General features: G+C 61.5%; 15 protein-coding genes. 10 read left to right on the forward strand and 5 right to left on the reverse strand.

The window, feature by feature from the left end; translation table 11 throughout:
- Positions 1-285 precede the first annotated feature (285 nt).
- The gene (locus tag QMO82_RS07620; RefSeq protein WP_246718392.1) at positions 286-2,826 is read right to left on the reverse strand and encodes a hypothetical protein; all 2,541 of its coding nucleotides are present in this window, start codon (positions 2,824-2,826) and stop codon (positions 286-288) included.
- 25 nt (positions 2,827-2,851) lie between these two features.
- Here QMO82_RS07620 and QMO82_RS07625 point away from each other — a divergent pair, with 25 nt between their 5' ends.
- Positions 2,852-3,187, forward strand: coding sequence for a hypothetical protein (locus tag QMO82_RS07625; protein WP_246718391.1), 336 nt, complete (start codon positions 2,852-2,854; stop codon positions 3,185-3,187).
- Between the two features lie 228 nt (positions 3,188-3,415).
- Here the strand turns inward: QMO82_RS07625 and QMO82_RS07630 are convergent, their stop codons facing one another.
- From QMO82_RS07630 to QMO82_RS07640, 3 genes are all read right to left on the reverse strand, one after another.
- Complete coding sequence (locus QMO82_RS07630; RefSeq protein ID WP_183609728.1) at positions 3,416-6,025, reverse strand: hypothetical protein; 2,610 nt, start codon at positions 6,023-6,025, stop codon at positions 3,416-3,418.
- Positions 6,026-6,279: 254 nt separating this feature from the next.
- Entirely contained in the window at positions 6,280-8,319 is a 2,040-nt protein-coding gene (locus QMO82_RS07635; protein WP_183609727.1) for a methyl-accepting chemotaxis protein, read from the reverse strand.
- 350 nt (positions 8,320-8,669) lie between these two features.
- A complete protein-coding gene (locus QMO82_RS07640; protein ID WP_183609726.1) occupies positions 8,670-11,696 on the reverse strand; it encodes a glycoside hydrolase family 38 C-terminal domain-containing protein in 3,027 nt (1,008 codons plus the stop codon).
- Between the two features lie 242 nt (positions 11,697-11,938).
- Here QMO82_RS07640 and QMO82_RS07645 point away from each other — a divergent pair, with 242 nt between their 5' ends.
- From QMO82_RS07645 to QMO82_RS07655, 3 genes are all read left to right on the forward strand, one after another.
- The gene (locus tag QMO82_RS07645; RefSeq protein ID WP_183609725.1) at positions 11,939-12,124 is read left to right on the forward strand and encodes a hypothetical protein; all 186 of its coding nucleotides are present in this window, start codon (positions 11,939-11,941) and stop codon (positions 12,122-12,124) included.
- Entirely contained in the window at positions 12,036-12,224 is a 189-nt protein-coding gene (locus QMO82_RS07650; RefSeq protein WP_246718390.1) for a hypothetical protein, read from the forward strand. The genes QMO82_RS07645 and QMO82_RS07650 overlap by 89 nt, the downstream gene beginning before the upstream one ends.
- A 207-nt stretch (positions 12,225-12,431) precedes the next feature.
- A complete protein-coding gene (locus tag QMO82_RS07655; protein ID WP_183609724.1) occupies positions 12,432-13,571 on the forward strand; it encodes an ROK family transcriptional regulator in 1,140 nt (379 codons plus the stop codon).
- A gap of 11 nt (positions 13,572-13,582) precedes the next feature.
- Here QMO82_RS07655 and QMO82_RS07660 read toward each other — a convergent pair whose 3' ends face one another.
- Entirely contained in the window at positions 13,583-14,629 is a 1,047-nt protein-coding gene (locus tag QMO82_RS07660; RefSeq protein WP_183609723.1) for a Gfo/Idh/MocA family protein, read from the reverse strand.
- Positions 14,630-15,002: 373 nt separating this feature from the next.
- Here QMO82_RS07660 and QMO82_RS07665 point away from each other — a divergent pair, with 373 nt between their 5' ends.
- From QMO82_RS07665 to QMO82_RS07690, 6 genes are all read left to right on the forward strand, one after another.
- Positions 15,003-16,301 carry an ABC transporter substrate-binding protein gene (locus tag QMO82_RS07665; RefSeq protein ID WP_183609722.1) on the forward strand — a complete coding sequence of 433 codons (1,299 nt, stop codon included), beginning with the start codon at positions 15,003-15,005 and terminating at the stop codon, positions 16,299-16,301.
- A gap of 86 nt (positions 16,302-16,387) precedes the next feature.
- Entirely contained in the window at positions 16,388-17,317 is a 930-nt protein-coding gene (locus tag QMO82_RS07670; RefSeq protein WP_183609721.1) for a carbohydrate ABC transporter permease, read from the forward strand.
- Positions 17,314-18,156 carry a carbohydrate ABC transporter permease gene (locus QMO82_RS07675; RefSeq protein WP_125848928.1) on the forward strand — a complete coding sequence of 281 codons (843 nt, stop codon included), beginning with the start codon at positions 17,314-17,316 and terminating at the stop codon, positions 18,154-18,156. The genes QMO82_RS07670 and QMO82_RS07675 overlap by 4 nt, the downstream gene beginning before the upstream one ends.
- Positions 18,157-18,198: 42 nt before the next feature.
- Positions 18,199-19,434, forward strand: a complete 1,236-nt coding sequence (locus QMO82_RS07680; protein WP_183609720.1) for an ROK family transcriptional regulator — start codon at positions 18,199-18,201, stop codon at positions 19,432-19,434.
- A gap of 26 nt (positions 19,435-19,460) precedes the next feature.
- Entirely contained in the window at positions 19,461-20,315 is an 855-nt protein-coding gene (locus QMO82_RS07685) for a sugar phosphate isomerase/epimerase (RefSeq protein WP_183609719.1), read from the forward strand.
- A 22-nt stretch (positions 20,316-20,337) separates the two neighbouring features.
- Entirely contained in the window at positions 20,338-21,399 is a 1,062-nt protein-coding gene (locus tag QMO82_RS07690) for an ABC transporter ATP-binding protein (protein ID WP_183609718.1), read from the forward strand.
- The last annotated feature ends 48 nt before the right edge of the window (positions 21,400-21,447 follow it).

A 21,447-nucleotide genomic window follows, 5' to 3' on the forward strand; every position in this document is an offset into this window, starting at 1 on the left:
AAGGAATTATCAAAATGAATGCATGTTTTGATATGGATAAAAAAACCGCTGGTCAATTGTATAAACTTAACCGATGGTTAATTTCTAGAACTTACGGTCTTCTTAGGTAAATTTGCCGCCTGCTATATTATAAATCGATAATTACTATCCAGAATACGCTGCGAATATCCAAATTGCGCATAAAATTTATACTTCAATTCATTGCAGAGAATGTTCACAGGCCCGGTCGGCGTCAAACCGACCAGGCCTGTGAACACCCAGATATTTGCTGTTTCGAAAGCCGGATCAGCCCACCGCCGTACCGCGGCGCTTCTCGACATCGGCGGTGATCGCGTCCCAGTTCTCAGGTGTCAGCTCGCGCTGTCCCGGTTCGCGAGGCGCCGGGCTGACGCCGCCCTTGGCGCCGATGATCGGCCCGCTCTTGGCATAAATGCCGACCGTGTCGTTGACCGTGCGCTTGAGCATGTCGTTCATCATGTCGGTCTGCCTGTGGAAGGCTTTTTCCTGTTTGATGCTCTGGTAGATGGTAAAGCCCGACCAGGCCGCCCAGGACACCGCGCCCGCGACCGCGAAGGCGAACGAGAAGCCGCCGGAGACCAGGGCGACCGTTGCGCCGGTGCGTCCGAGGAAGGTGGAATTCACCAGCATATTGGCGACGCCTGCCAGGCCTTCGATCGCGCCGATCGTGTCGGCCGCAGTTCCGATGCCCATGAAAATGAGGTCGACCGGGTCGCCCTTGCCGCTCGTGAACCCCTGAAGGAACTGGTAATATTCGATCGGAAGCCAGGCGACGCCGGCAACGGCGCCGACCGTCGTCCCGGTATTCTTGAAGAAGGCGGAAAGCACGCTGCGCTGGGCCCGCGCCAGTTCGTCGGAAACCCCGACGAGCGAGCCGATCCCGTCCAGCAGCGAAAAATTCGAGGCCTTGATCGCCGAGCCGAGCGCACTGCCCATATGAGCCAGCGCGCCGAGGGCGTGCAGAACCACGACGCCGATGCTGTCCCAGGTCGGGCTGGTCATGTTGAGGCCCGCATAGATGGAACGAGAGGCTGTCAGCACCGACATCACGCCGGAGGATAGTGCCGCCTTGTATTTGACTGGATCGACGCCTGCCGGTGCTGCGGTGGCGGTCTTGTCGATCAGCTTGCCAAGTTCGGCCTTGATGGTCTCGACGCTGCCGCCCGGACGCATCGTCGCCCAGAGGGCGGTGAAGATCGTCGTGAAATTGGTCTTGTATTGCGTCATGGCTTCGGCATTGCCCTTGAACAGGGTCTCCGCCAGCGCATCCAGGCTCGGGGCGATGATCTTCTTGATCGCGTCCTCGGCGGTCTTGCCGTCGATGATGATCGGATCGATCACATCCGTGCCCGGCATCAGCGTCTTCATCAGCCCCGACATGGAAAGCCCCATCTCCTTGAGGCTCGATGTCAGATATTCGCTGTCGATATAGGGCAGGTCGAGAGCCTGGATGGTCTTGCTCCAGCCATTGTCCTTATTGCCGAACATGCGCTCGGCGATCCAGGCATCGCCACCGCTGCCTGCGAAGAAGCGAGCGCCCTCGGAGCCGTTGGCGGCGATCCCCTTGCCGGCCAGGCCGGTGCCGATCATGATCGCCGCCATGACGTCGTTGAACGAATAGCTGGCGAGATTGCTGGAGGGCAGCGGCGAGACGCTCTTGTCCCATTCTGGATTGGCCGGCAGCTTCGAGACGAGGCTGGCGCCCATGACGAGCCCTTCGAGAGCGGTCTGCACCGCGTGACGGTAGCCCCAGACCTCCTTGCCGCCGGGTGCCGTCAATTGCGACGTCAGGCGCTCCAGAAGGCCGCCGAGGTCAGCCTGGCCGACCTCTCCCGCGCCGATCTTATCGAGCAGCGGACCGAGAGGCGCCTTGACGTCGGCCTTGAACCTGTCGCGGACTTCGGCGCTGTCTCCCCCGTAAAACTGGTTGGCCATCGCCTGGATGGTCGGGTTGAACAGGTGGGTGATATTGTTGGGGACGGTGCTGCCGAACTCCGACGCCGCAACCTTCTTCAAGCCGTCCAGGTCGATCTTGAGGTCGGCAAACAGGCTGCCGCCGGGCCCGAGCAATTGATCGGAATCCACCACCGGCAGGATGGAGCCCAGCCCCTTCAATTCCCGCTCGGTCTTGTCGCCCGCCAGTCCCATCCGGATCAGGCCATCGAGCGCCGTCGTCGGATCGGAGATCGTCGGCAGCACGTTCTTGTCGAAGAATTCGGCATAGGCCTTGTCGGCGGTCGCCGAGCGCTGCTTCACGAAATCGTCGGGAAGCACCATGGAATAAAAGCCGAGGGCGGCATTATATTCCTTGAGAATGGTCGTGACGTCCTTGCCGGATTTCAGGCCGTCGTTCAGCAGGCCGCCATTGACGATGTCGTGCTCGAAGGCATTCTCGACCTTTTGACGCAGGTCCTTCATCTTCTCATCGCGCGTGATCGTATCGTCGATGATCTCGGCGGCGTCCTTGTTCGTATCGGCCGGCGCGACGCGATAACCGGAGAAGATCAGCTTGAAGGCCTTCAGCGCCTTCTCGGTCATCAGCGAGTTGACATCGGGGTCCGAGCCGAGGATGGCGATCGACTTGTCGAGATCCTTCAGGATCTCCTGGTCGTTATAGATGCCGCGCTGGTTGTCACCGAGGCTGTCCTTGTATTTGCCGAAGGTCGCCTTGGTCTGAAGCAGATCGAGATACATGATCAATTTCTGCTCGGCGGTATAGTTCTGAGGGTTTTTGACGACGTCGATGCTTTCGAAGGACTTGTCCTTGTCCTTCAGCCCTTCCATGAAGCCCTGGTTGATCTCGTTCATGAAATCGGAATTGAACAGAAGATCGATGACCGACTGGATCGGCGCGGTCGGGCTGGAATCGCCGTTCGAGGTGCCGGCGAGCGAAACGAACTTCGGGCTGGTCGTCTGTGCCGACGTGGACGAGAAAATCGTCAGGCCTGCCGCCGTCGTGCCGCCAGAGGTAAAAGGCGATGTCTTCTTGATCGCGGTGCTCGTGGTCTTGCCCTGGCTTGCGGAACTTTCGGTCTTCGAATTGGAATCGGCATTCAGCCGGAGAAAAGAAACCGTATCGGTATCCAAGGATGCTGGCGCGATCGATGACATGCGTTCCCTTTGTTTTCTTTTCCGCTTTTTGCGGATGACGTCGTTTACCCCAAGTTAAGTATAAGAACGACCTTTGCGCGATAATTCAAGACCGGTCGCGACAACGAGGTTGCATAAAAATGCGGCAGCATGACGCGGGGAGATCGACGGCGCAGAAATGCGCGGGCTCTCCCCAGCGGGAAGGCCGGAAAGATCGCCTTTGACTTGAGATCACAGGGGCGTTTCCCCGACTTTGCCGGGGAGGCGGCCATCATCGTTGTCGCCGACGCATGCCGCGAATATGCCTTTACCAGATGAACGATGGGTCCGGCCGGAACTCGAGGTGCACGGACTCGCCCGTGTACCGCTCGAGCTTCTCGTTCAGCTTCTTTTCCGTCTCGTCGAGCTTCTTCACGCCGTTGGCCATATCCCACAGGCCGAGCGCCAGCCCGACGCCTGAGGCAACGAGGCCGGTGACCAATCCGGCCGCGGCAAGGCCGGCTTTGGCGGCGTTGCTGAAGATGGTCATCACTTCGGGCGCCACGGTTCCGAGGCCTGAGAAGGCGCGGGACATGGCGTTGGTGAGATAGAGCATCGCCTCGGAGAAGCCGATGAGCGCGTTGCCGGTGCCGGCAATCCCGCCGATGATTTCGAGCGCGCCCTTGGCGCGATCGCCGGCCTTCATCGACCGCGATGCCGAGTAGAAACCGAGGCCGGCCATAGCGAGGCCGCCGGCCGCGCCGAGGATCTTGCCCGCCGCTTCCATCGTCTTGGGCGAGAAGCTCATGGAGATGCCCTTGCCCCAACTGCCGGGCTCATTGCCGAAGGCGCTGAACGGCTTGCCGGCAACGTCGAGGTTCTTGCCCAGTCCTTCCATCGTCATGCCGACGATCTGCGTCGCCGAGCCGACCGCGGCCGCGATATCGGTCGACGTCCACTTGCCCACGCCCAGGCCGCGCGCCACCAGCACGCTCGACATGCTGAGCATCTGGACGGCATGGACGAGGCCGGCCTTGTACACCTCGGCATCGATGCCGGCGGGTGTCCGGGTCTGACGCGGCAGATCGAGCGAATCCTTGAAGGAGAGGACCGCGTCGTCGAGCTTCATGCCGCCGCGCACCATACGCAAAACACCGTCGACGTCGCGTGCTATGTCCTGTGCCAGGTTCTGTTTCAGTGTCTCGCCGCCATCCGCCGGGCCGTTTTTGCTGATGAAATCCTGGGCGAACTGGTTTGCCAATTGGCTGATGGCGTCGTTCGTCGCGCCGGGCACGAAGGTGTCATCCGGCCCCGACAGCAGCGGCTGGAGATCAACGCCCCGGCCGTCGCCGATATAATGTTCCTTGATGAGGTTCGAGAAGGTGACGTTCGCGGCGCCAAGATGCGCATCGATATAATCCTGAGGCAGGAGATCGACGAGCGTGTTGAGCTCGGAATAATAATCCTTCAGGGCGTCGTCGAAGCTCTTGCCGGCGCTGAGCGCCCGGTCGATCGCCTTGCCGCCGCCGATATCGATCAGATAGGCGTCTTCGATGTTGGTGAGCAGATCGGAATTCTCCGGGCGCTGCAGATATTCTTTCATGCCGCTGGCGAATATGTCCGAGAGATGCTGCTGCGTCGCAGGATCGGCCGTCAGCTTTTCGATCCGCGCGTCGAGGTCCTTGCCGACACGCTCGCCGTCGGGCACGCTGTCGCCATACTGGTTCATATAGCCGTTGAACTGCTGCTTGATCTCGATGAGATCGTAAAGCAGCGTCGCTTTCTGCTCCGGCGTCAGCTGGTCGAGATGGTCCATACTGTCGGGTGCGACGAATTCCCGGTTCACGTCCTTCACAGCGTCGCCGAGAATGCCGTATTTGAGTTCGTCGAGCTTCTTCAGCGTCGGCTCATAGGCGGTCGACGGAGCATAGCCACGCAGCACCTTGCTTTCCAGGATGTCGTTATCGTCGATCGGCCGCTCCACGACCGGCTCGGTGGCATCCGAGCCCGACATGACAAGCTCCATTTTCTTGAGGCTCGATGTCAGATATTCGCTGTCGATATAGGGCAGGTCGAGAGCCTGGATGGTCTTGCTCCAGCCATTGTCCTTGGTGCCGAACATGCGCTCGGCGATCCAGGCATCGCCACCGCTGCCTGCGAAGAAGCGAGCGCCCTCGGAGCCGTTGGCGGCGATCCCCTTGCCGGCCAGGCCGGTGCCGATCATGATCGCCGCCATGACGTCGTTGAACGAATAGCTGGCGAGATTGCTGGAGGGCAGCGGCGAGAGGTTCTTGTCCCATTCGGCATTGGCCGGCAGCTTCGAGACGAGGCTGGCGCCCATGACGAGCCCTTCGAGGGCGGTCTGCACCGCATGACGATAGCCCCAGACCTCCTTGCCGCCGGGTGCCGTCAATTGCGACGTCAGGCGCTCCAGAAGGCCGCCGAGGTCAGCCTGGCCGACCTCTCCCGCGCCGATCTTGTCGAGCAGCGGACCGAGAAGCGCCTTGACGTCGGCCTTGAACCTGTCGCGGACTTCGGCGCTGTCTCCCCCGTAAAACTGGTTGGCCATCGCCTGGATGGTCGGGTTGAACAGGTGAGTGATATTGTTGGGGACGGTGCTGCCGAACTCCGACGCCGCAACCTTCGTCAAGCCGTCCACGTCGATCTTGAGGTCGGCGGCCGGGCCGGTTTCAGTCGTGCTGGCCTTTGCATCAACCAGTATCGCGGAGCCGTCACTTTTGATCGGCCTAGACCCGACGAAACCCAAATGCGCGACGGAGATGTCGATCGCCTGCCCGTCGCCGGTCGGAGCGATCTTGCGTATTTCGCTGGCGTCGATGGTTTTCGACGAGGCAGAACGGCCGGTCACGTCCTTCTGGCCAAGGTCCACGACCAGGGGGGCAACCTCTTTCGATCCGCTGCCAACGCGTTCCAACATGATCTCATCACTCCTGATCGACGGCCACACGCGGCGGGTCCCGCTAGCCTCGTTAGGTCAGAAGTTTTTCAGTTATGTGACACGCTCGATGTATCCGGTGGCTTCAAGAATGAAGCGATCGATGCAACGGTTCATCAATCGCAAGGAATGTTTGATGAAGCGCACTCCTAGCCGCGGGCTGAGCATTCATCGATCAAAAATTTCATCCCGCATTCCTGCGTCACGGAGCGCTGCGGGTCCGTGACGCGCCGGCATCAGAACTCCTCCCATGAAGCGGCAGCGGCCGTAGCGGTTGCGGCGCGTCCGCCAAAGGCGCCGGCGAGCTTCTGACCGAGCGTGCGCGCCGGCGAGGCGACCGGTTTGCTTTGGGGGGTGACTGAGCGTGGCGCCATTTGGGCGGCATCCAGCTTGAAACGGGCGATCAGGCGGGCAAGATTGGCCGCCTCCTCCGCCAGCCGGTTCGTCGCGGCCGTGGATTCCTCGACCATCGCCGCGTTCTGCTGCGTTACCTGATCCATCTGATTGACGGCGGTGCTGACCTCGGAGAGGCCGGTCGACTGCTCTCTTGCGGCCGTTGCGATCGAACGCACATGCTCGTCGATCTTGATGACATGGTCCTGGATATTGCCGAGCGCTTCGCCCGTTGCCGTCACCAGCTTCACCCCGGAATGGACCTCGTCGCTGGAGCGGTTGATCAGCGCCTTGATGTCTTTGGCGGCATTGGCCGAACGCTGCGCCAGTTCGCGCACCTCCTGGGCGACGACGGCGAAACCCTTGCCGGCCTCACCGGCCCGCGCCGCCTCGACGCCGGCGTTCAGCGCCAGAAGATTGGTCTGGAAGGCGATCTCGTCGATGACGCTGATGATCTTGCTGATCTCACCCGACGCCTGCTCGATCCGTCCCATGGCCGAAACGGCCTCGCTGACGACGGCGCTCGACTGCCCGGTGCTTCTCTTCGCCTCGTCGACCATATGGCTGGCTTCCGAGGCACGCTCGGTCGAGTGCTTCACCGCGACAGTAATCTCCTCCAAGGCGGAAGAGCTTTCCTCGAGCGAGGCCGCCTGCTGCTCGGTGCGCTGCGACAGATTTCCGGAGGCGATCCGCATCTCGCCGGCGCCGCCGTTGATAATGTCGACAGCCGCACGCACCTCGCCGAGGACGGAGCGCAGATTGGTCATGGTCGCGTCGACATTTTGCTTGAGTTCGCCGAAAGCGCCCTGGAACTCGCCTTTCATGTCTTCGGTCAAATCACCTTCGGCAAGCGCCGCAATCACACGGCAGGTCTCGGCGATGCCGCGGTCGACCGACGCAACGAGGGAGTTGACGCCCGTGGCCAAACTATTCAGGTCCTCGTAGCCGTATTCCGCGGCAGCGCGCCGCGTGAAGTCGCCGGCACCCGCGGCAGTAATGACCGCGTCGACGTTCTTCTGCATTTCGATGACCTTCATCCGCTTGTCTGCGCCGGCGGCATCGAGTTCCCGTATCTTGATGCCATTCTGCTTGAAGACCTCGACAGCGCGGGCCATCTGGCCGATTTCGTCGCGCCGGTCGGCGAAGGGGATATTGACGTCATGATTACCGTGGGCGAGATCGTTCATGCTGCCGGTGAGCCGGCCGATCGGTTTTGCGATCACCCGGGCGCCAAACATGGCAGTGGCGATGAGCGTGACGATGGCCAGCAGACCCATGCCAAGATTGAAGAATAGAACGAGAGCAGCGGTCGCATCCGCCTCTTCCCCGGCCTTTGTCGCCATCGCCTTTGCCGATTCCACCCCTTCATCGATCAGCTTGGATGCCTCATCCGAAATGGCCGGCAGCTTTGCCTGAGCGTTTTTCTCCTTTGCATCGAGAGACGGATCACCGGCTTTGAGGGAAACCTTTGCCTTCGCAATTTCGACCATGTCGTTGGTTGCAGCAAAAAGGCTCTCGGCCAGCGTTTTGAGCTTGACGATACGGTCCCGGTTGACCGGCAATCGCAGTCCGTCCATGGCCTCGTCCAGATATTTGATGACAAAGTGATGGCGAGCGGCGAGGTAATCGGCAGCCTTGGCAATCTCGTCGGCGGAAGTGGCGAGACGCAGATCACGCACGCCGATCTGCATATCGCGCCATGAAGCCTTGGCATCGACCAGATCGCGGGAAACGATCAACTGGTCTCCCTCATATTTCGCGCGTTCATGAACGAGATGGCCACCCTGCCAGCTGGTGATGAGCATAACCGCCACCAGGAAAATGCCGATGCCGGAAAGAATGGCCTGTTTGGTGCTGATGCGCGAAAAGATGCTTGCGGGCATGTGTCGGTTCCTGCGTCGCGGCAACAGGAGTCCTCATATCCCCTGCTGGCCATCGGAATGGGTGATCGACTTCATTCGACCGCCGTCTACGCGCCCGGTCTTTTCGAAGCCCCTTCGCTCTCGAAGGGAAAAAATCGCCATGGCTCGGCTCACTAAGGTTCGATAAAGATCTAATAAAAAGTTCAACTTTCGCCGGCCCGGAACTTGGATGCGCGATTGGGATAGCGGGAACCGGAAGTGGATATGGCAAACGACCAGCTCCGCTTGCAGAGGCTAGTTCGGGTTGCAACGGCAATTGGGCGGATCACTCCGCGGCATCGAGGCGACGAGCCCTTTGCCAGACGAAAGCATCAGCCCTTCTGCAGCTTCCAGGTCCTGACCTCGAAGGGCATGATGTCGGCAGGACCTTTCCGCTCCATAGGCTCTTCGAGAATGTTGAGTGGCTGCGATGCTGCCCATCCGGACGGCAAGGCAAGGGATAGGCGACCGCGCCGGCCCGCAGGTTCGTAGAGACGCAGGATGAGGCCGTCCCCCTCTTCCGCAGGCTTCAGCCCGGAGAAAGCGACGGGAGTGCCGTCGACGGCAAGCGGCGCGAAACTGCCCGCGGAGAGGCCCTTGGCTTCCGCCGCGAGAAGCGGCTGATTGAGATCGATCGCCTCATCGAGCACGCCCCCTTCATGCCAGGCGCCGTCATGCGGCATCAGCGCATAGGTGAAGCTCTGCTCGCCCTCGTCGGCCAGCGGATCCGGATAGATCGGCCCGCGCACCAGGCTCATGCCGATCACGTTGCCGCGGGCGCTATGGCCGTATTTGGCATTGTTGAGCAGCGCCACGCCGAAACCCGGCTCGCTGATATCGACGAAACGATGGGCGACCGCCTCGAACATGGCCTGCTCCCAGGAGGTATTCGTGTGCGTTGCCCGCTCGACGACACCGAAGGCGCATTCGAACGTCGCCTTTCGGGCTCGCACCTCGACCGGGTTCAGGGTCCGCAGCAGGGTGCGGCGGTCATGCCAGTCGATCGTCGTTTCGATGTCGAGCCGGCGGGCGTTGGCCGTCAGCACATAAATCTGGGTGACGCTCGAATTCCGGTAACGATGGACGACACGGATCGCCGCGCGGTGCGGACCGCTTTCGACGAGGGAGATGCCCTCCGGCGCCTCGAGACGGACGGCCTTTTCGGGATAATCCGCATCGATATCCCAAGCGTCCCAATTACGCGGCTTGTCGGCCGGATAGACCCAGAGTTGGTTTGCCGAACCGTCGACCGCTTCGCGGCCCGTTGCCTTGTGGATGAGGCTCGCAACCGTCCCGTCCTTGCCGATGACCACAATGAGATGATCGTTTTCGAGGCGATCGGGGCTGGCCTTCAGCCCACCCGCCGGCTGGAGCGCGTGCCTGTCGAAGACGGCAACGGACAAAGGGGCGACGATATCGGCGGCCGAAACGACCGTGCCGTCGGCCAGTGTGGCGCTCACCGCCCGCCGCGCAAGCGACGGATTGACGACGACGAGCGCATCGCCGACCCCGCCCTTCGGCAGATGGACCGACAGCGCCTGCAAGGCCTTTGCCTGTTCGTCCCTCGCGTGGTCTATGACGCCGTCGAGCTCCTGCTCCGCATCCTGATAAACCTCGCGGATGCTCGAGCCCGGCAGGATGTCGTGGAACTCGTTCTTCAGCACCACGCGCCAATCCGCTTCGAGGCTTTTCGGCTTTTCGGCACCCAGCATGTGGGCAAGCGAAGCGAGCGTCTCGGCGGTGATCAGGGCACGTTCGGCGTGGCGGTGCTTGCGTTTGACGCCGCTTTGGGTCGTCAGCGTGGCGCGGTGCAATTCGAGATAGATTTCGCCGTCCCAGACCGGAAGGTTCTTTTCCCCAGCGGTCTGGTGCGCCTGCTCGTAGAAGCTTTTGACGGTGCCCCAGCGCGCCTGCGGGATCGCCGGGAAATCGCGCAGCTGCACTTCGCGCTCCACCATTTCAGGCGTCACGCCGCCGCCGCCGTCACCGTAGCCGACGGCCAGAAGCGAGGTATCGTGTTGCACCTTGCCGCGGAAATTCTTCCATGTCGGCACATAGCAGTCGGCCCGAACGAAGCCGTTATATCCCTGCATCGGATTGTCGAACGTGTGGGTCAGCACCCGGCTGCCGTCGAGGCCCTTCCACCAGAAGAGGTCGGAGGGAATATGATTGGTTTCGCTCCAGTTGACCTTGATGGTGAAGAAGCTGTCGATGCCGCCCTGCCTCAGGATCTGCGGCAGGGCGCCGGAGAAACCGAAGCAATCCGGCAGCCAGCAGACCGTATGGCGCGTGCCGAAGGTCTTTTCGAAATAACGCTGGCCGTAGAGAACTTGGCGGGCGAGGCTTTCGCCGGTCGGCATGTTGGTGTCGGGCTCCACCCACATGCCGCCGACGGTTTCCCACTTTCCTTCCGCGACCTTCTCCTTGATGCGTTCGAGAAGCTCCGGATCTTCCTCTTCCATCTGCGCATAATAATGGGCGGTCGACTGGTTGAAACGGAAATCGTCGGAGCGCTCCATCAGCGAGAGCGCCGTGTTGAAGGTGCGCCGCATCTTCCGCCGCGTCTCGCGGTAGGGCCAGAGCCAGGCGAGATCGATATGCGCATGACCGGTCAGCAGCAGTTCGCCATTCGGGGGAAAACGCTTCTGCAGCTCCTTCAGCCGCGCCGTCAGAACCTCGAAAGCCGACGCCGCCGAGGCGCTCTGCTCATCGCTCAGTCCCGCCGGGTTAGCTTCAAGCTCCGGCAGCTCCCAGATCTTCTGCTGCATGACCGCGTCAGAGGTGCGCGAGACATAAGCCGCCGTATCCGACGGCCAATCCAGGCTGCGCAACGCGTGTTCTGCGGCATGCATGAGATGCGGCACGACTTCATGCTCGCCAAGCACGTCGATTGCCTCGGCGACCTGCTTCAACAGAAGATGCAGGCGATGGGCCGGGCCGTCGAGCCAGATAAACCGGGCCTTGTTCAACCTCGGCGCCCGGTTCGGTTCGCCGAACGGAAAACGGGCAACGCTTTCCGTCGCGATCGAAAAGCGGCGGCCTTTCAGCGGAAATTCCTGGTGATAGGGATCAAGGCCGAATGTCTCCGTCTCTCCGTCGGGATAGCTTAGCGTGATCAGGCTCTCGCCGCCGAGGTCGAGTTGCAGCCGGATATCTTCGAGCGGCCAGCCCTCCGGCGCCTCGGCGCTTACGGCAAAATGCACCACGCCCTGGCGATGCGGCCAATCCTGATGATGGCCGATCGGCTCACCCTCAAACGTCCAGCCATCGATCGCGGCGCTGTGCCGATCCCGCCAATGCGCCAGCTCGGCAATACGGACTTTCAGGCGATCGAGGCGTTGAGTAATGGTCAGAGGCATGGCTTATCCTGTTGAAAAATCGGCGGCGAACGATCCGGAGTCATGGCTTTGGGAGATGAAGATGGTGCGACGGATATCGCGAATTGCCGGCCCCTCCTCCCAGCGAGTCCAACCAGCCCTTTAGATTAAGTAACTTTGATTTGTCGTCAAGTCTGCACGGTATCCATTCGTTCGGCATGCAGATGTCATATCCCATTGCGCAATCGAAGCCCGCGACAAGGCTCCCAGGAAATAACGGAATCTTGATCGACGACGACAGTTACCGGATGCCGAACCGGCCCTACTTGCCCGGCAATGACGCTGAAATCGCTGCCCCTGGCGAGCGATGGGGAGGGTGGGATGCTTCGGATTCGCAAATTATTGGCAGCGGTCACAGCCGTTATCGTGATTGCCGTATCGTCGTCATCCTGCACGACGACCTCGAATGACTCGATGCAAACCGGATCGGTTGGATACACCGGCGCCGACTTTTCACTCAGACCTGCCTGCCGTGATGGATTCGGCAACGATCATCCTTGCAGCTATTAGCGATCGATGGAGCGAAGCTCCGATTGCCGTGTCGTTTCGACGATTTGTTGCCGCGTTTGCGACATCGCCCGCCGCGCTTCGTCAGCGCCGTAATGGCCCTGTCCCGATTGATATGATGTTCGGCCCAAAAAGCGGCTGCCAAGTCCGGCTTTCCCATAGCCCGCGGATGAAGTACACAATCGCGATGGTGCTCTAGGAAAGACGGTCATGCGGTATCTTCGGTCAGGGCCGCGTCGGCTTTACACCCAGGAGATGGGCGGTCCGCGCGCCAAAACGGTGGGTCTGAGGTCGGGGGAAATCGCCGACCGGAATATTCGCGTCATCCTGGAAGCGATCCGCCGGCATGGACCTCTGACCCGGACCGAGCTTGGGCGGCATAGCGGGCTGACCGGGCCCGGCATTACCAATATTCTGCGGCGGCTGGCGGAGGAGAAACTCGTCACGTCAAACCGCCGCAATGGGCTCGGGGGTGGCGCAACCGCCACCGAATTCGCGCTTCGGCCGGAGGGTGCCTTCTCGGTCGGGGTCAAGCTTCGCCAGAGGCGTGGCGAGATGGTGCTCATCGATCTCAGCGGCCAGGTGCATGACCGGGTCTATTTCGGCCTGGATCCAGCAGACAAGGTCGCGCTGGTGCATGCGGCCGTCAGAGAGATGGTCGATCGCCACGCGACATTGCCGATCATCGGGCTCGGCATCGCCGCCAGCGATTGGACGGACGATCAAAGCGATCAAATCGCCGCGATGTCGACGATCGCTCGTCCCTATGTCGAAAACGAGTGTACCGCGGGCCTTCTCGCCGAGCGCACGATCGGCAGGGCCATGCGGGAAGGCGGACTGGCGATGATCATCATCGATGACGACGTCCAAGCCGGCTTTCTCATTCGGGGCGTACCCTATTCCGGCGTGCATGGCCGGGCGGGCAGCATCGGCGAAATGCTGACCGGCCCCGACAATGTCCAACTGAACACGGTCGTCGGTTTCGAGGCCCTGCGGTCGCGGATCGGTGAGGACGAATTCATCCGGCTGCTGCAAGGCCAGCAGGTCTCCTCCCCGTCGCTGTCGCAATGGATAAGGGACGCTGCGGGCCATCTGCTCGACCCGATCATCGCCATGGCCGGCTTCCTTGCCCCGAGCGTCGTCATGATCGGCAGCGATCTGCCGCAGGGCGTGATCGAAGCGCTCATCCATCAACTCTCCATCGAGCGGCGCGACACCTCGACGAGACCGTTGCTGACACCCTGGATTTCGCCGATGAAGCCGGCAAGCTTCAGCGGCGGCGGCGTGGCGCTCGGTGCCGCCCTCCTGCCCTTCCTCAACACCCTGCTGCTGCCGCCGGCTTCGGCGTGATGCATGCCAGCTCAGCCGAGCGCCTCGTCGGCGTGGCTGAGGTCGGAGGCGATCGCCTTGTCGAGGACTTTCTGGATATTGGCGGCGCGGCGGAACGACGGTTCCTGGGTCTTGCCGGCCCGGACCGCCTGGACGAAACGCTGGTAGTTGGTCTCGACCGGATCGAAGGGCACATCACGCCAGGTCGCCGTGTGCACATCTTCGCCGAGACAGGCGCGCAGCGTCGATTGGCCGGTATCGTAGATCATCTCGACCGAGCCGGTTTCGCCATAGACCCGCAGGCGAAGCTGATCCATCTGGCCGGCGGCGGTGCGTGTCGCCTGGATCGTGCCGATCGCGCCATTGGTGAAATCGACATTCATGGTGAAGCTGTCATTGGCATCGAGATCATATTCGCCAATCCTGTCGCCTGGCGCTTTATTGAAGGTCTTCAGCCGCGCGAAGACATGGACGACGTCGAGGCCGGAGCCGTAGGAGGCGAAATCGACGATGTGGATGCCGATATCGCCGAGCGCGCCGTTCGACCCATGCTTTTTGCTCAGCCGCCACAGCCATTTGCTTTCGCTCCTCCAGTCGCCCCAGTGGCGGCCGACCAGCCAGCTCTGCAGATGGGAGGCCTCGACGTGGCGCACCGCGCCGATCTCGCCGGCGAGTACCATCTGCCGGCCTTTCTGCAGGGCGGGCGAGTTGCGATAGGTGAAGTTGACCATGCCGACCTTGCCCGCTCGCTCGATCGCCTCGGTCATTTCCATGGCTTTGACCGCATCGGTGGCGAGCGGCTTTTCGCAGAAGACATGCTTGCCGGCGGCGATCGCCTGAAGCGTTGTCGGGTGGTGGATGCTGTCAGGCGTGACATTCGCCACCGCGTCGAATTCGCCCCAGGCGAGCGCCTCTTCGAGCGAGGTGAAATGTTTGGCAATGCCGTGTTCGGTGCAGAAGGCAGTCAGCCTTTCCGGGACGACGTCGACGCCGCCGACGACGCTGACGCCCTCGATCGCCTTGAAGCGCGCGGCGTGCTGGTTGGCCATGCCGCCGGTGCCGAGAATGAGTAGACGCATCTTCTCCTCCATGGAATTCGAGTTTCCGGCCGCCGTGGCAGCCGGGCCAAAACCAGAGCGACACCATCGCGGCCATCCGCGATCGGCTCGCACTCTTCTTCAGGAAAATTGCAGTTGGATGTGTTGGGCCTCCGTGAGGCGCGCGCCGACACTTTCATTTAGCAGTTTAATTTGACGCGCATCCCTTTCGAAAATGCAGATGCGCGCTAGCTGCTGTTGAATGTCGCCAGCATCTCAACCTCCCAGGCTCTCGCCCCCAAGCTGTGGCTTGACATCAAATCAAAGTAACTTAATCTAATTAATGCAGCACGGAAATGAGGAGAGGTCAACCGACCGCCAGGCTGTATTCGTTCAAAATGGGGAGGAGACCCAGATGAAGAGCGCCACCGTCAGCGCATTGACGCTGAGCACTGTCTTATTTTCAGCATCCACGATTTTTGCCCAGGAACTTGCCACCAAAGACCGGATCGGCCTTGCCGATGCGCCAAAGACCCTCGTCGTCCGCCTGACGAACGACAGCCCGAACAATTCGGATCCCAATATCGCCGAGGGCTACCAGAAGCTCTTCGTCGACTTCATCAAGAAGCACCCGGACTGGAAATTGCAGATGCAATTCATGTCCTCCGACATCGGCACCGAACAGGCCAAGATGCTGGAGCAGGCCAAGGCCGGCAACGCGCCGGATTGCGCCGCCGTCGATTCCTTCGTGCTGTCGCAGTTCATGGTCAACCACGTGCTGGCTGATTTCACGCCCTATTTCTCCAAGGAAGAAGTGGACGATCTCTTCCCCTTCATCCGCAACGGCATCACCGACAAGGACAAGACCGTCCGCGCCTGGTGGTGGGATACGGACCTTCGCGTGCTCTACCGCAACAAATCGGTCGTCGCAGATGCGCCGCAGACCTGGGACGACCTGAAGAAGGCGGCCCTTGCCTCCACCAAGGAAGGCATGGAAGGCGTTCTCTTCAACGGCGGCCGCTGGGAAGGCACGACCTTCGATTGGCTGGCCAACTACTGGGCGCTCGGCGGCAAGCTCGTCGACGACAGCGGCAAGCCGGTGTTCGGCGAAGGCGAGAACAAGGAGAAATTCCTGAAGGCGCTGAGCTATTTCAAGGATCTCGTCGATTCCGGCGCCGCACCCAAGCGCGTCACCACGATCGCCAACTACGACGACATGAACGCTGCGGCCGCAGCGGCAACGACGGCGCTCTTCATCGGCGGCAACTGGCAATATGCGCAGCTGAAGGCAACGCTCGACGAAGACGAATTCAAAAACTGGACCTTCTCGCCGATCCCCGGCCCCTCGGCCGACCAGAAGTCGACAGGCACCGGCGGCTGGACGATCGCATCCTTCAGCAAGGACAAGGACAAGGTCGAGATGTGCGCCAATCTCGCCCGCGAAGTCTATATGGGACCGGCAAACGCACTGCAGCAGCAGCTGCCGACCCGCAAGTCGCTCTTCGACAAGTATGAGGTCTTCTCGACGGAAGCAAACAAGACCTTCGCCAAGGCTCTGGTCGACGGACAGGCGCGCCCGGGCGTGCCGATCTATCCTGAAATCTCAAACCAGATCCAGATCATGATGGGCGACGTGCTGTCGGGAACGAAGAAACCGGAAGAGGCCCTGGATGCCGCATTCAGCGCGGCGATGGAGGCTTACAAGCGGCTCTGATCCCGGGCGTGCATGACCCTTGCGACCGTGACGGCGCCTGTCCTTGAGGCGCCGTCGACAGTGCCAAACCCGGACAGAGAAGCCAAATGAGCCCCATTGCCATCGAGGCTGACAGCCCGCCTCAAAGCAGAACGTTCATGCGCCGGTTCGCCGGCGCGCCCCTGCCCTGGATCATGCCCGTGATCGTCGTGATCGGGATATTCTATCTCTATCCCGTCATCGACGTTTTCCGGCTCTCCTTCACCAATGCGACGCTGATCGGCGACAATCAGGACTATACGCTGGGGTCGATCGCCAATGCGCTGAGCTCGCCGCAGCTGCCGGATATTCTCTGGGCGACCCTGATCTTCGTCGGCGGCAGCGTCATCGGCCAGCAGATCCTCGGCCTTGCGGTCGCCGTCACCGTCATCCGCGGCGAAAAGCGCGGCCTGTTCGGCACCACGATCCTGAGGACGACGGCACTCGTCGCCTGGGTCGTGCCGGGCATTGCCGGCGGCATCATCTGGCAGATGCTGTTTTCCGAAGCGCCTTACGGCGCGCTGAACAGCATTTTGAGGCTGATGCACATGCCGACCGTTGCCTGGCTTTCGGACCCCGCAATGGCGCCATGGTCGACACTGATCTCGAACATCTGGCGCGGCACCGCCTTTTCGATGGTCGTCATGTATGCGGCGCTGAAGGCGATCGATCCCTCGCTTTACGAAGCGGCCGAGGTCGATGGCGCCACGGCATCGCAGCAGTTCTTCTTCGTGACGCTTCCGCAGCTGCGCGCCGCCATCCTTGTCAACATGATCCTGATCACCATCCAGACGGTGAACACTTTCGATGCGATCATCACGCTGACGGGCGGCGGACCCGGACGCGCGACCGAGGTGATCTCGCTCTACGTCTTCAACATCGTTTTCCGAAACTACGACCTCTCCGGCGGCAGCGTGCTTTCCGTGCTGATGCTGCTCATCAGCCTCGGGCTTGCCTTCGTCTACGCCTCGTTCCTGCCGAAGGAGGAAGAGCAATGAGCGGACGCACCGGAACGCGGCTCGGCGATGCCTTCAGCTATCTCTTCATGCTGGCGATGTTCATCTTCTTCGCCGGCCCCCTCAGCTATCTCCTGTCGATGGCGCTGCGTGACAAACGCGAAGTCTATCGCGGCGCCGCTCGCTATATACCCGACAATCCCACCATCCAGAATTTCATCACCGTCCTGAACAACAGCTATTTTCCGATCTATCTGTGGAACGGTCTCAAGCTTGCGGCGCTCAGCGGCTTCGGCGTGCTGATCGTTGCGTTGCCCGCCGCCTACGCTTTTTCCCGCTTTCAATTCCGCGGCAAAGGCCTGTCGATGATGGCGCTGCTTCTCTTCCAGATGATCTCGCCGCTCGTCATCATGGTGCCGCTCTACCGCTACATGAACCGCCTCGGCCTGCTGGACACGCATTTCGCCGTCGTCATGGTCTATATCGCGCTCGGCGTTCCCTTGGCGACCTGGCTCCTGAAAAGCACCGTCGACGGCATCCCGCGCAGCCTCGACGAAGCGGCGATGATTGACGGCTGCAACCGGTTCTCGGTCTTCTGGCGCATCATCCTTCCCCTGTCGGCGCCGGGCATCGCCTCCGTCTTCATCATCACCGTCATTGCCGGCTGGTCGCAATTTCTGGTGCCTTTCCTGCTGCTCACGAAAAATGACCTGATGCCGATCGGCGTCGGAATCTTTAACTTCCGCGGCATGCAGACCGACTCGTCCATCCAGCTGCTTGCCGCCGCCTGCCTGATCTCGGTCGTTCCGGCGATCGTGGCCTTCCTGTCGCTGCAGAGGCTGATCCTCGGGGCGATGACCAGCGGCGCGGTGAAGGGATGACGGTCGGTTTCAGTCTCCATGCGCGATGAAGGATTTCGATCGATGAACCAGACACCCGGCGCTAGGCTCTCCCCCGATCTCACCGGCGCCAATGTCGAGGATGCAGGCGAGCACAACAGGGCCGTCGTCCTGCGCTGCATCCACCGCCAGGCACCGATTTCGCGCGCCGAGATCGCCCGGCGGACGGGTTTCACCAAACCGGCGATCGCCCGCATCGTCGACCGCCTGCTGGACGAGGGCCTGATCATGGAGGCCCGCCGCCGCCATGGGCTCCGAGGCCAGCCGGCGATCGAGCTCGAGATCAATCCGGATTCCTGTTTCGCCATCGGCATCAATATCGATCGCGATCATCTGACGATCCTGGCGGTCGACGCTGTCGGCAATGTCCGCGCCCGCGTGCATCATGAAAAGCGCTTCATCCTGCCGGCGGAATTCCTGCAGCTGACGGCCGATGCGATTTCGCATTTCCAGCGCAGCCGGCTGATCGACGACGCGCGCCTGGCCGGCATCGGTCTGGCCATGCCGGATTGGCTTGGGGAGATTTCGCTCCTCGGCAAGCCCAAGGCCTATCAGGAATGGACTGATTTCGATGTGCGCGCGGCACTGGAGAACCTGACGCAGCATCCTGTCTTTATCGAAAACGAAGCCAACGCCGCAGCCCTTGCCGAGCTCGATTACGGGCTGGGTGCCGAGAGCAGCAGCTTCTTCTACATCGCCGTCAATGCCTGCCCTGGCGGCGGCCTGGTTCTCGACGGCAACGGCCATCGCGGCGCCATGGGCCTCAGCGGCGAAATCGGCTGGCTCCCCATCGCCGATGGCGACGGGGAGGCGCACAAGGTCCAGCTTCTCGGCGAGATATTCTCGCTGTTCTTCCTCTATGATTTCCTGGCGCGGCATGGTGTCGAGGTGAGTTTTCCGCAGGATCTTCTGACGCTCGACGCACGCGGCAAGCGCCTGGTTTCGCAGTGGCTGAAGGAGATGAGCGCGCATCTGGCCGTCGCCGTCAAACATATCGCCATGATCGTCGATCCCGACGCCGTGCTCGTCGGCGGCAGGCTGCCGATCCGCATCGTCGACGAATTGCTGCGTTATGTGCACGAGCATCTCGACCCCGAGGATACGAACCTGCCCTCGCTCCATCGCGCCTCGATCGGCGAGGATGCCTCGGCCATGGGCGCGGCGGCGATGCCGATGGCGGCAGCCCTGATGCTCGCATCCGCCGACGTCGCACAGCGCACACGCTCGCCGCTGAAATTCATGGATCGGCTGAACAATTGAAACGGCCGCAAGGCCAGGAGGATATGGTGAAGATCGGCTTCTATACCTCGACATTCAATGACCGCCCGCTGGAGGAAGTGGTGGATTTCGCCGCATCGGTGGGGTTCGACGCGATCGAGATCGATGTCGGCGGCCATATCAGGACGCCGGACCGGGTGGAGGACGCCGTCTCTCTTGCCAGGAGCCGCGGTCTCTTCGTCTCCTCCATCACCTATTTCGGCAACCAGCTCGACGCTGACCGCGACAAGCGCCGGGAGCTTCGGACAAGGACGGCGGAATTTGCCAAGGCGATCGGCCAGGCCGGCGTTCCGATCTTCGTGATCTTCCCCGGCCGGGACGACACCGCGAGCGACGAAGCCAATTATGACGACTTCGCCGACTTCGCGAACGGGTTGATCGCAGAAACGCAATCGAGCGGCCTCACCTTCGCGATCGAGAACTGGCCGGGGCCTGGAGATAATTTCATCGGCACGACGCCCAAGGGTTGGCAGGAGCTTTTCTTGAGGATTCCGGATCGCCGTTTCGTGCTCGAATTCGATCCCTCGCATCTCATCCGCATCGGCGTCGATCCCTATCGGGCGATGGAAGCGGTAAAAGATCGCATCGCCATTCTGCACGCAAAGGACACGGCTATTAACGCCGAGACCCTGCAGGCAATCGGTTATCACGGCAAGGGCTGGTGGCAGTACAAGCTGCCGGGGCTCGGCTTGCTCGACTGGCCGCGTTTCCTCCGCCAGGCGCGCGGCCACGGCTTTGACGGCACGCTTTCGATCGAGCACGAGGATTCCGCTTATGGCTGGCCGGGCAAGGATCTGGCTGCCCGCAAGCAGGGCGAGCGCCTCGGCCTCGATTATCTCAAAAGTGTCTTGAACGGACTTTGACGGCGATTTCGGGAGGAGTTTCATGGCCCATGTTTCGGTCAACAATGCGCGCAAGGATTACGGCGCGTTCAAAGCTATCAAAGGCGTATCGGTCGATATCGGCGACGGCGAATTCGTCGTGCTGGTCGGTCCCTCGGGCTGCGGGAAATCCACCTTGCTCAGAATGATCGCCGGCCTCGAAGGCATCACCTCGGGGAAGATCCAGATCGGCAGGCATATCGTCAACGAGCTTGCGCCCAAGGACCGGGATATCGCCATGGTGTTCCAGAACTACGCGCTCTATCCGCATATGACGGTCGCCAAGAATATGGGCTTTTCCCTGCGGCTGAAGCGCATGCCGAAATCGGAGATCGACCAGCGGGTCGGCAACGCCGCCAAGATCCTCGGTCTCGAGACCCTTCTCGAAAGGTATCCGAAGCAATTGTCGGGCGGCCAGCGGCAGCGCGTCGCCATGGGCCGGGCGATCGTGCGCGACCCGGCCGTCTTCCTGTTCGACGAGCCCCTGTCGAACCTCGATGCCAAGCTCCGGGTGCAGATGCGCTCGGAGATCAAGGAGCTGCACCAGCGGCTGCAGACGACGACGATCTATGTGACCCACGACCAGATCGAAGCCATGACCATGGCCGACAAGATCGTCGTCATGAAGGACGGGCTGATCGAGCAGTCGGGCTCGCCGCTGGAGCTCTACGACCGGCCGAACAACCTGTTCGTCGCCGGCTTCATCGGCTCTCCGGCAATGAATTTCATCCAGGGCAACATGACGGAAAACGGGTTCCGCACCGAAGACGGGCTGCTGCTGCCGAGCGAGCGCCGCCCGCGGGATGCTGTGACCTACGGCATTCGTCCCGAACATCTCAGGCTCGACCCCGACGGCATCGAGGCAACGACCGTCGTCGTGGAGCCGACCGGCTCGGAAACCCTCGTCATCGTCCGGCTTGGCACGCAGACGCTAACCTGCGTCTTCCGCGAGCGGATCAGGGCTGCGCCCGGCGACATCTTGAGGATCGCGCCCGGCCACGACACCGTCCATCTGTTCGGCGCCGACGAACAGCGCATCACATCAGGCGAAGCGCCGCTGAGCTAAGCCCGCCGAATGCCCCCTCCCCTTCGGCCGGGCGCCGCCGGGGGCGCG

Origin of the sequence: Rhizobium sp. BT04 (assembly GCF_030053135.1) — a bacterium.
Taxonomy (GTDB): Bacteria; Pseudomonadota; Alphaproteobacteria; order Rhizobiales; family Rhizobiaceae; genus Rhizobium; species Rhizobium binxianense.